Genomic DNA, 10,124 nt, shown 5'->3' with positions numbered 1-10,124 from the left:
TGCGCGGCGACGACCTCGTGCGGGACAACGGGGTGGATGCCGACGCGATGCGCACCCTGACGGATGCCGTCGAGCGTGCCAGCTATGCTCGCGCCGGGGCGGGGGCTTCGATCGATCTGGACGCGCCGTTGAGCACCGTGCTGCGTCAGCTCAGGCACAGCGTCGACGTGCGGACGCGCGTTCTCGCGTTCGTCGTGCCGCGGTCGCTGTTCGTGACGCGGCGCTCCGACGGCGTGCTGGCCGCCTGAGCTGCAGAGGCGGGTGGCGGAATGGGCCTCAGGCGGCCGCGTGTGCGTCGCAGGGCACCTGGCCGCACGATTCGCACACCACGAACTGGGTGCGGCACGACAGGTCGGGGCAGTTCGCCGTGCGCTTTGTCGCGACACCGCATCCTGCGCACGTGCCGATGACCGCGGCGTGATCGGAGAAGTCGACGGACCCGCGCTTGTCGAACACGTAGAGCGAGCCGTCCCACAGGCCGTCGTCGCCGAACGTCTCGCCGTAACGGACGATGCCGCCCTCGAGCTGGTAGACCTCGCCGAAACCGCGGGAGGTCATGAGGCTCGAGAGCACCTCGCAGCGGATGCCGCCCGTGCAGTACGTGACCACGGGCTTGCCCTTGAGGTCGTCGTAGGCGCCCGAATCGAGCAGCTGCACGAAGTCGCGGGTGGTCTCGGTGTCGGGCACCACCGCGCCCCGGAAACGACCGATCTCGGCCTCGAGCGCGTTGCGCCCGTCGAAGAACACCACGTCGTCGCCACGCTCGTCGATGAGCTCATGCAGGGCCTCGGGGGTGAGTCTGGTTCCGCCCCCGACGACGCCGTGCTCGTCGACGCGCAGCTCACCCGGAGCCCCGAACGACACGATCTCGTCGCGCACCTTGACGCTGAGCTTGGGGAAGTCGAGGCTGCGACCGTCGGCATCGACCCCCGTTCCCTCGCTCCATTTGATGTCGGCGCCGGCGAACGGCGCGTACGACCGGAAGGAGCGCGCCCACTTCTTGAGCGCGGGGAGGTCGCCACCGAGCGTTCCGTTCACCCCGTCCTTCGAGATGATCAGCCGGCCGCGCAGGCCGAGCGCCTCGCCGAGGTCGCGCTGCCACACTCGGATCGCCTCCGGGTCGGCGAGCGGCGTGAAGACGTAGAAGAGGACGATCTTGGGGGTTGCCACCCCGCGATTTTACGCGGTCCGGCTGTCGGGCCTGGCCCCTCCGCCGCGACTACCGCACATCCCTCCTCATGAACATGGCGCCGGCGGCGACGAGGATGGCCAGCAACCAGCCGGCAGCCACCAGGGCGGCCGCGACACCGTCGAGGGTGTCTCCGGGCGCGATTCCGACCGCCCCGAGGTCGAAGCGGAGAGCCTCGAGCATCGCGAGGAGAGGCAGGTACACCGCAGCGGCTTTCCAGACGACAGCGACCAGGATCGCCGATCCCATCGAGGCCGACACGAGGAAGAGGGCGACGAGGTGCGCCTGCACGATGATTCCCACGCCCATGCCCCACACCCCGGCGGCGGCGCCGAGCGCCAGTGAGGACCAGACGGACGCCCAATCCATCGGGACACCCCCGACTAGGACGGTCAGCGCGATATGTCCGCCAACCACTCCGGCGAGAGCGACGATCGCGCCGCCGAGCGCCGTTGCGGGCAGCCTCGCCGCGAGCGCCACCCACCGGGGCTGAAGCATCAGCCGTTGGGCGATGACGCCGTCTCGTCGATCGACGGTGTAGCGAAAGCAGCCGTAGACCGACGCGAGAACTGCGCCGTACATCGCTGTCACGACGCTGAACGGTGCAGCGAAGGCCTCCCGGTCGGCGGCGTCCGCCGTCACGAACTCCGGAGGAATGCTCGTGACGAGCGACAGTGCCATCGCGATCGATGCCGCTGATACCCAGCAGAGGACGATGTCGCCCGAGAAACTGCGTGCCTGCGCTCGCAACGCCTGGCCGATCACGTGCGCCTCCTGTGCTCCCGGAACCAGGCGGCGGTGACCAGCCCGACCGTCCAGACGAGACCGATGCAGAGAGCAGGGAGGAAGTCGAGCAGAGTGTTCTGATGTCCCGGGATGCTCAGAGCCGCGAGCACCAACCCCGGCGAGAACTTCGCCGCCTCTGGTGCCGTCCGCAGCAGAGCGAGTTCCACGACCATGGGAAGCACGAGGACGATCGCTGCCGTCACATAGTAGTTCCGAGAGATCCAGCCCACGGCTCCTCCGATGAACGCACCGAGGATCGCGCTCCCCATCGCTCCCGCATATCCCCTCCACGCTTCCGACGTGAGTTCGAGCGCCAGTCCGTCCTGGACGAGAAGGACCGAGACACTCGTCGTCCAGAGGGCGAAGATGGCGGCGGTCAGGGCGACTGCGACGATCGCTCCCCCGATGAGCTTTCCCGCGAACGTGTGCGGCGCCCCCACTCCGGTGAGCGTTCTGTCCATCGATGCGTAGTAGCACTCGCGGGTCACGCTGTAGGCCGCGACGAACGCGGCGGAGACGCCGGACCACGCGAGCGGCTCGAGAAGGCGAAGGGTCGCCGAGGCGGAATCGAGGCCGTCGACGTCGAGGCCTCTGCCGTCGGAGAACAGCACGAAAGCGGGCATCAGGAGCGCGACCAGGTAGACCGGCAGGATCGAGCTTCCGCTCACAGCGCGCAGCAGCTCGCTGCGAATGGCGCCCCTCACGCGGCTGCTCCTTCGACGAGATCGAAGTACTTGCTCTCGAGCGAGTCGGCACTGCTCGAGATGAGGTCGTGCAACGGCCCGGCGAAGAGAGCGCGCCGTTTGATGACGACGACCTCATCGACCACCTGCTCCAGCTCGGCGAGCTGATGGCTGGCGATCAGGACCGTTCCCCCGCGCTCCGCGTAGCCGCGGAGGAACCGTCGAAGCCAGCGGATGCCGTCCGGATCCAGACCGTTCGCGGGCTCGTCGAGGATGAGCGTCCGCGGAGAGCCGATCAGAGCCGCGGCCAACCCCAGTCGCTGGGCCATTCCGGTCGAGAACGTCTTCACGCGACGACGAGCGTCTGTCGTCAATCCGACCTCGTCCAGCACTTCCTCCGTTCGGCCCCGAGGCGCTCCGGCTGCGAGCCGGGAGATCTCCAGGTGACGCCTGGCCGTGATACCGCCCTCGAAACCGAACCCGTCCATATGGACGCCGACGTGCGTTGCGGGGTTATCGAGCGCGGAGAAGGGCGCGCCGTCGATGAGACTGTCACCGCTCGTCGGCCCGACCAACCCGACGATCGCTCGCAGAGTCGTCGATTTCCCAGCCCCGTTCGGCCCCAGGAGTCCGACGATCGCGCCGTACGGCACAGCGAACGACAGGTCTTCGACGGCGACCCGACTCCCGTACCTCTTCGTGAGTCCTCTGACCTCGATTGCATTGTCGTTCATCTTCGTTCCTTTCCTACTTCTCGTCTCGAAGGCTCGACAGTGGCGAGAGCACTGCACTCGCCCAGATCGTCTGCCACAGGTTTCTCGTACCGAGCGCGACTCGCGCCTGTCCCGCCGTCGGCAGATCGTCGGTCTCATCCGAGATGTCCACGCCGGCGACGATCACAGCGGGAATCCGGGCGCCGTCGGCCTCGACGGGAAGGATCGCGTCCAGCGGAACCGTCGTCGACTCCGATCGCCGCGGCCGGACGATTCCGTCGCCGACCGGTATGTTCGCGAGAATCCCGTTGGTCATCAGCACGACGTGCGCGCCGTCCGGCACTGTCGTCCCGATGGTCTCGCCCGCGTACACGAGGACGACTCCGTCGACGTGCGACGTGAATCCGAACGTCGCCGACACGGGTAGGGAGATCGTGCCTCCAGCGATCGCGATGCCCGAGACCAGCGCGATGCACACGGATGTGAAGCGGATCGCCGAGACGCCCGAACGGAGCACGCGGTGCAGTGCTCGGGCGACCACGACGGATCCGACCAGGAACACCGTGGCCTCCAGACCCACCACGAGAAGGCCGAGTACCGGTCCTCCCCCGGCGAGCGCGCGCGAGATGCGATCGACCGCGAACAGCACCAGGACGGCCGGGGTGATCAGGCTGGCGAGCCCGAACGGCACACTCCACCACGTCTTCACGCTCCTGCCCGTCCGGGGCCCGCCGAAGAGAAGGTGCGCCAGAAAATCCGCGCCGTCACGAACGCTTCGTGACCGGAGGTTCGGCTCGTCCAGAGCGCTCATGAGGGCGATGTACCCGTCGAACCGCACGAAAGGGATCAGGTTGACGAGGACGACTCCGGTGCACGACAGGGCGAGCAGCAGCAGGGTCTGATGGGCCACCGGCTGTCGGACCATGAGCGCGGCGGTCATGGCGATCGCTCCGGTGACCGCATGCACCGCGGGTCCGGCCAGCGCGATCGCGACGCGTTGACGTCGGTCGGAGAGCCGCCAGCCGTCGGTCACGTCGACGAAGAAGGCGGGGGTGAGGTAGAAGAGCATGACCCCCGCCCGGCGAGGTCTGCCACCGAACCTCGTGAGCGTGACTCCGTGTGCGCTCTCGTGGAGCAGCGTCAGGAAAGAGAGGACGATGACGAGACACACCAGACCGGCGATCGGAGCCGGGGTGGCGAGGACGTCCAGGAGCTCACCCGCCTGAAGTGCGGCCGCCGCGACCCCCAGGACGAGCAGGACCGCAACCGAGATCAGAACCGCTCGGCCCGAGAGCGGACCGATCATGCGGTCGACACCGCCGAAGAATGTCGGCGCGCGGAGCGTTGCGATCTGCAGGGTGAAGGGTGGCCGGTAGACCACGCGACCGGGCATCGTGCGCGCGCCGCCTTCGAGGAGCCCGCAGGCGCGAGAACGCTGGACCAGTGACACGAAGCTCTCGAACGACTGGGACGCGGCGAACCTCCTGTGCAGATCGCCGAGAGCGGACTCGCCATCCATCGCCCGCAGCAGCTCCACGACGGTGAGGGACACCCTCGATGTCGGCACCCCGTGACGCAGCGCGATCCAGACCGCGTCATCCGTCGCCCGCTCGAAGACGACGCCCGTCGCGAGCCGCGGTCGAGCATCAGCGGTGAGAGGAGCCGTATCGCGCGGCCGTCGCGGACGATGGACCCTCTTCTCAGTCACGATCGTCCTCGTGGTTCGGCCCCGGCGCTCGTGACGTGGTGAGGAGCAGGATGTCCTCTCCGCGCGACGCACGGACGGCGGATACGACAGGGGCGGCAAAACCCGCGTCGACGAGCTCCTTCGAGAGACGCTCATCGCTGAGCAACCGCAGCCGACTCGTGAAGACGGTCACTTCGCGACCGTCGCCGATGTCCGAGGCACGAACCCAATTGACCACGCGTGCTGCGCCGGCCGCATCGATCTGCTGGGAGAAGAGGTATACCTCCTCACCGTCGGATCCAGGCACGCGTATCTCGTGATCTCCGGACATCGCGATCTCCTCCGCCGAGGCGCCGCCCGCCACGGTGAGGGCGAACACACCGTGCCGAGCGAGGTGGCGGCGCACGTTCTCGTACAGCAGAGCTCTGCCCGCCCGGTCGAGCAGTGTGATGGACGTGGCGCCGAGGATCACCAGCGCGAAACGCTGCGCCAGCGAGAAGTCGCGCATATCCGCCACGACACACTGCAGCAGGGAGCGGTCCGGAGCTGCGCGGCGAAGGTGGGCGAGCATATCGTCGGAGAGATCGATCGCGGTCACCCGATTCCCCGATCTCAGCAGGGGGATCGTCAACCTCCCGCTACCTGCCGCGATGTCGAGGATGGGCCCGCGCGCGCGTCGCGCGAGCGCCAGCATCTCCCGCACTTCGGCGCGGTCGTTCCCGACCAGGCGCTCGTAGAAGTCAGAGCCTGCCCCCGAGTACAGGTCCTGCTCTCTCGGAACAGCACCGGCCTGCCTCAGCTTCGCCTCCATGGCAGGGGTCAACAGATTCGACATCCGCACAACGCCTTTCTTGAGAGATGCAGGTGCGGACGTGCTGTGCACGCCCGCACCCTACGGTCAGGTCGCGATCGCCGCAGCACCGCCGATGATGGCGATGATGTAGCTCGCGTGCTCCCACCATTCGAGTGGGGCATCGATCTGGTCGAGCTCCAGGAACTCGAGTGACTCTGCCTGCATTTCTCACCTCCTCAGTGGGATCGAGCCGACGTGATCTCTAGGTGAGTGCGATGATTCCGATGATCACGCCCAGCGCGAATCCGCGCGTGAAATCGAGTCCGTCATCCGGTGCTTCCATCGCCTCGAGTTCCGTGAACTCGAGAGTCGGTGTCGCAGTCTGCATGCTCAGCTCCGTTCTTTTCTTCCATCAGAGAATGTGGTCAGGTGGCTGCTGCTGCGCCGATGCCGATGAGCACCAGCGCGGCTCCTATGCCTTTGTAGAAGCTCTCCCAGCTGGGAGCATCCATCGCATCCAGCTCCTGGAACTCGATTCGCCCGGTGTGTGTGGTCTCCATGTCAATCACCCCCTCTGTGCAGATCGACTGAAGTCGGCGTTCGATGCCGACGCGCGGGGCTCCAGAGAGAATCTCGGAGCAGTTCGCTGAAGTCGTCCGCTCCGAGACCGGGGAGCATGGGGAGGCGGTCGCCCCAGCATCTTTCGATGGCGACCGCGATGAGGCCCACCTCACCACCGGTCGGTCTCGGCGGCAGGGCGAGGCCCCATCGTTGGATGACCGTGGAGATTCCCGATGACGGATCGAGCGGCAGGCCCGTCCCCTCCGCGATCCGCGCCCAGAATCGCTCGAGGTTGCCGCGATCGCCCCATCGCGGATCTCCCGAGCAGATGCGGCCCCAGACGGCGGCGATGACCGCAGCAGTGGCCACCATCTTCCGGACACCCAGCACGAAGGCGACTTCGTTCGCGATGTACCAGTGCCGGGCACTGTACGGGTGATTCCCCCGCAGCGCCCCACTGCGCTGAGTCGCTGCACTGAGTCGGGCGATGCGCAGCCGCACCGACGCGGATCGCGAGTCGGTGGTGCCCGCGTCGAGGAGCGCCCTCCCGAGAGCGACCGCATCGTTCCTCGCCCGATCGCTCTGCCCCGAGCTCGTCGATGCTCCCGCCAGACGGAGAAAGGCCTCCATGGTTCCCTCTCTGACGGCGGAGCGGCTGAGGGTCATCAGATTGCAGGGGTCGATGATGGCGTGGCGCGGCCTCAGGGAGCGACCGACGACCAGCCGGAAGCCTGTCTCGTTCTTGAGGATGCCGACGCTGTTCGTCTCCGATGAGGTGCCGAGCGTCGTCGGGACCGCCACCAGGTCGACGGGCAGGGGGACGTCGGGAAGAAAGGTCAGGGCAGACCGCGAGGAACGCTCGACGGCGAAATCGAACACGCGTTCGCGAGCGAGCGCCAGCGCCGACAGTTTGCTGGCGTCGAGGACTGTGCCTCCCCCGACGGCGACGATCACGTCGGGCTTGTGATGAACGATCTCCCGAGCTGTCCTCACGACCGTCTCGACGTTCGCCGTTCGCGCGTCGATCTCGATCACTCGCCTCGAGGCTCCGACGGGCACGTACGAGGAGACCGACGAGTCTGCGATCACGAGTGCCTCACGCCCGGAGCTGAGGTGCGTGATCACCTGCGATGTGATCCCCCGCCCGTGCCAGAGCGTCGGGACTCGTCCTGTGAATCGCGCGGTCACGACGTCATCTCGCGTGCCTGACTCACGCCCTCACGCACGGCCGAGTCCACGCGCAGGAGCTCATCGGCATCGAAGCCGTACGCAGGAATCAGCTGGATCGCGCTGGGTCCCGGATGCACCAGCACGCCGTTCTGCGCGATGATCGAGACGGTTCGGAGCACCTCAGCACCCGAAAGCGTGCCGCCCTCGGAATCGCGGATACCTAGTCCGACGAAGCACCCACGCCCCGTGACCTCCGAGACGAGACCATCCGACGCGAGACGCGACGCCAGGCGCGACAGGTCGGCGGCGAGCTCGCGCGTCACCGTCTCCGCATCGATACGGCGCAGTTCGTCGATCACTGCGACGATCGCCGCCGTGCACGCCGGCGTTCCCGCCTGCGTCTCCCCATGGACGAAGGTCCATCTCCCGCCCACGAACTCCGTGGCGACGCGGGTCCCCACGAGCAGCGCGGCAGCGCCCATCGCGCCGTTCGTCAGGGCCTTCGAAAGGATGAGGACGTCGGGCGCCGCAGCCCAGGTGTCCGTGGCGAACATCCTTCCCGTACGGCTGAACCCTGTCGCGACCTCGTCGGCGACGATGAGGAAGCCATACTTCTCGCGGAGGGCGAGGAGGCGAGAGACGAAAGCATCCGACAGCGCATGCGCGCCGCTGCCGAGAACGGGCTCCACCACCACCGACGCCACTCTGTCGCCCTCCCGCATCATCAGCGCGTCCAGCTCCTCGCCGTCGTCGCTGTGAGAGACGTGGCGAACCGACCGACGGTCGACGGAGTAGACGGACTGGAGGAGTTCATCCCCGCTCAGCGCATGGCTGCCGTACATCGTTCCGTGATAGCTGCCCGTCAGACCGACGACGAGCGACCGGGAGGTCCGACCCCTGTGCCACCAGTACTGCCTGGCGAGCTTCATCGCGGCGTCATTCGCCGCACCTCCTGATGTGGAGAAGATGACGCGGCTGTAGTTGAGCGGATTCGCCAGCGCCACGAGCGCTTCCGCCGCCTCTTCGGCGTATCGATGGGGCGTTCGGAACAGCGAGAGATACGACGCATCCCGCGTCGCCTTGTCGACGGCCTCGGCGACCGCCGGATTGCCGAACCCCAGAGGAACGTTCCACAGTCCGCTCGTGGCGCAGAGACGCGTGGATCCGTCGGCGAACTCGACAGTGTTCCCGACTGCGCTCACGGCGACGAGATCACGAGTGAACGTGGCGTCTGCGGGAAGCATCGAGGGCCAAAGCGCGTGCGGGATGGTCATCGCGCGCTTCTCGTCGTCCACGACGCAGCGACGCTTCGCGAGCCCGGATGAACGCCGAGTTCGGCGACGGCGTCGCCGCACAGCCGGGTGGCGTGACTGACATCGAGGTCGCACCGCCGCGCGACCCGCTCACCGGCGATCTCCAGTGCGCTCGAGGTCTGCGTGGCAGCGACCACCACGGCGGTGACGGGCGAGAGCAACTGGCGGCGCAGTGTGATGGTGTTCGCCAGAACGATGCCGTCGGGCACCTCGATCAGGAACGGATCGTCGGTCAGCGGCTCCGCGTCTGCGCGGTCGTCCTCGAGGACAGCCCATCCGAAGCCGGAGATCCTGGCAGCACCGTTGGTCAGCCGGAGCATCTTCATGAGATCCGTCGCGTTGAGGTATCTGCCCATCCACGGTCTGTGGGTGTAGCCGTCGACGGACATCGCCTGACGGACTGTGCTCGCCAGTTCCATGCGTCGGGGAAGAGGAGAGGCGAGCATGATATCCGGGTCGTCGACGTGGCCGATGTCCTCGCCCTGAATTCCGATGCTGACGCGGCCGTGCGGACCAATCCTGAATGCGGTCGGGCTCGCGACCCCGAGCGGATCTGCGAGAGCGCCGCGGTTCGCGAGGAGCACTCTCGGATCGAGCAACGCCGTCGGGAAGACTCCGGTTCGGCGAGCCGCCTCGGCGTCGTCGACGAAGGCGCGCCAGCCCGGAGCATCGCCGATGCACACCGCCGTGGGTCCGACCATCTGGATGAACTCCGCAGCGACGTAGTCCTGGAGTTCGACGCTGCGATCGCCGAGGAAGAGCTCGTCGCCGATCTCGCTCAGCGCCCCACTGCACCGCACGGCGCACGCAGGCCCTCGGTACGGTTCGCCGCCCGCCGGAAGCAGGAGCAGATCATCGGCATCGAGCCGCGCGTGGAGGCCGTCGATCCGGGCGCCCGTCTCGACGAAGAATGCGCGCGAGAACTGCTGCGGCTCTCCGCTGATCCATTCTCGGATCGCTCGAGCGTCGCGAAGTCCGTTCTCTGCCGCCATCGATCCGGTCTGCATGTCTTCCCCCCAGGATGACCTGATGCACCACGACGAGGATTCGTCGTCATATGACGCTATAAAGAAGTCGAAGAGCATGCAATATGTTTCATATGCGATGAATCGGATCAGCGCGCGGCTGCGCACCCGCCCGACTCATCCTGAACTCAGGTCCGCCGGCCGATGACCGCAGGCCGCAGGCTGCAGGCCGCAGGCTGCAGGCCGCAGGCTGCAGGCCGCAGG

The 10,124-nt window shown here is 67.3% G+C and carries 13 protein-coding genes; 1 reads left to right on the top strand and 12 read right to left on the bottom strand.

The annotated features are described in order from the left end of the window. A partial coding sequence (locus RTM68_RS14250; RefSeq protein WP_312172069.1) for a hypothetical protein occupies positions 1–248 on the top strand: 248 nt, incomplete at its 5' end. 28 nt (positions 249–276) lie between these two features. Here RTM68_RS14250 and RTM68_RS14245 read toward each other — a convergent pair. The 12 genes from RTM68_RS14245 to mpaB form a co-directional block, all read right to left on the bottom strand. Further along, entirely contained in the window at positions 277–1,170 is an 894-nt protein-coding gene (locus RTM68_RS14245; protein ID WP_312172066.1) for a rhodanese-related sulfurtransferase, read from the bottom strand. A gap of 49 nt (positions 1,171–1,219) precedes the next feature. Next, entirely contained in the window at positions 1,220–1,954 is a 735-nt protein-coding gene (locus RTM68_RS14240; RefSeq protein ID WP_312172063.1) for a hypothetical protein, read from the bottom strand. Then, entirely contained in the window at positions 1,951–2,679 is a 729-nt protein-coding gene (locus RTM68_RS14235) for an ABC transporter permease (protein ID WP_312172061.1), read from the bottom strand. The genes RTM68_RS14240 and RTM68_RS14235 overlap by 4 nt, the downstream gene beginning before the upstream one ends. After that, on the bottom strand, positions 2,676–3,392 hold the full coding sequence (locus tag RTM68_RS14230) for an ATP-binding cassette domain-containing protein (RefSeq protein ID WP_312172059.1): 717 nt from the start codon (positions 3,390–3,392) through the stop codon (positions 2,676–2,678). Before RTM68_RS14230 ends, RTM68_RS14235 begins: the two co-directional genes overlap by 4 nt. Before the next feature lie 13 nt (positions 3,393–3,405). Next, positions 3,406–5,079, bottom strand: a complete 1,674-nt coding sequence (mpaP, locus tag RTM68_RS14225) for a daptide biosynthesis intramembrane metalloprotease (RefSeq protein ID WP_312172058.1) — start codon at positions 5,077–5,079, stop codon at positions 3,406–3,408. Further along, entirely contained in the window at positions 5,072–5,893 is an 822-nt protein-coding gene (mpaM, locus tag RTM68_RS14220) for a daptide-type RiPP biosynthesis methyltransferase (protein ID WP_312172057.1), read from the bottom strand. Before mpaM ends, mpaP begins: the two co-directional genes overlap by 8 nt. Before the next feature lie 63 nt (positions 5,894–5,956). Beyond that, entirely contained in the window at positions 5,957–6,076 is a 120-nt protein-coding gene (gene mpaA3, locus RTM68_RS14215) for an MpaA3 family daptide-type RiPP (protein ID WP_312172055.1), read from the bottom strand. A gap of 37 nt (positions 6,077–6,113) precedes the next feature. Further along, positions 6,114–6,239, bottom strand: a complete 126-nt coding sequence (mpaA2, locus tag RTM68_RS14210) for an MpaA2 family daptide-type RiPP (protein ID WP_267238727.1) — start codon at positions 6,237–6,239, stop codon at positions 6,114–6,116. 37 nt (positions 6,240–6,276) lie between these two features. Further along, positions 6,277–6,411 carry an MpaA1 family daptide-type RiPP gene (gene mpaA1 / locus RTM68_RS14205; RefSeq protein WP_312172050.1) on the bottom strand — a complete coding sequence of 45 codons (135 nt, stop codon included), beginning with the start codon at positions 6,409–6,411 and terminating at the stop codon, positions 6,277–6,279. Position 6,412: 1 nt separating this feature from the next. Further along, a complete protein-coding gene (gene mpaC, locus RTM68_RS14200; protein ID WP_312172048.1) occupies positions 6,413–7,600 on the bottom strand; it encodes a daptide-type RiPP biosynthesis dehydogenase in 1,188 nt (395 codons plus the stop codon). Beyond that, on the bottom strand, positions 7,597–8,856 hold the full coding sequence (mpaD, locus tag RTM68_RS14195) for a daptide-type RiPP biosynthesis aminotransferase (RefSeq protein WP_312172045.1): 1,260 nt from the start codon (positions 8,854–8,856) through the stop codon (positions 7,597–7,599). The genes mpaC and mpaD overlap by 4 nt, the downstream gene beginning before the upstream one ends. Next, on the bottom strand, positions 8,853–9,887 hold the full coding sequence (gene mpaB, locus RTM68_RS14190; protein WP_312172042.1) for a daptide biosynthesis RiPP recognition protein: 1,035 nt from the start codon (positions 9,885–9,887) through the stop codon (positions 8,853–8,855). Before mpaB ends, mpaD begins: the two co-directional genes overlap by 4 nt. Positions 9,888–10,124: the final 237 nt, after the last annotated feature.

The sequence above is a fragment of the Microbacterium sp. genome (assembly GCF_031988965.1).
In the GTDB taxonomy this organism is placed as follows: Bacteria; Actinomycetota; Actinomycetes; order Actinomycetales; family Microbacteriaceae; genus Microbacterium.
This window is presented reverse-complemented; position numbering and strand designations above follow the sequence as displayed.

Coding starts and splice junctions, on each gene's coding strand:
- RTM68_RS14230 (WP_312172059.1), bottom strand. CDS start 3,392: ATGAACGACAATGCAATCGAGGTCAGAGGACTCACGAAGAGGTACGGG.
- mpaM (WP_312172057.1), bottom strand. CDS start 5,893: ATGTCGAATCTGTTGACCCCTGCCATGGAGGCGAAGCTGAGGCAGGCC.
- mpaA3 (WP_312172055.1), bottom strand. CDS start 6,076: ATGCAGGCAGAGTCACTCGAGTTCCTGGAGCTCGACCAGATCGATGCC.
- mpaA2 (WP_267238727.1), bottom strand. CDS start 6,239: ATGCAGACTGCGACACCGACTCTCGAGTTCACGGAACTCGAGGCGATG.
- mpaA1 (WP_312172050.1), bottom strand. CDS start 6,411: ATGGAGACCACACACACCGGGCGAATCGAGTTCCAGGAGCTGGATGCG.
- mpaD (WP_312172045.1), bottom strand. CDS start 8,856: ATGACCATCCCGCACGCGCTTTGGCCCTCGATGCTTCCCGCAGACGCC.
- mpaB (WP_312172042.1), bottom strand. CDS start 9,887: ATGGCGGCAGAGAACGGACTTCGCGACGCTCGAGCGATCCGAGAATGG.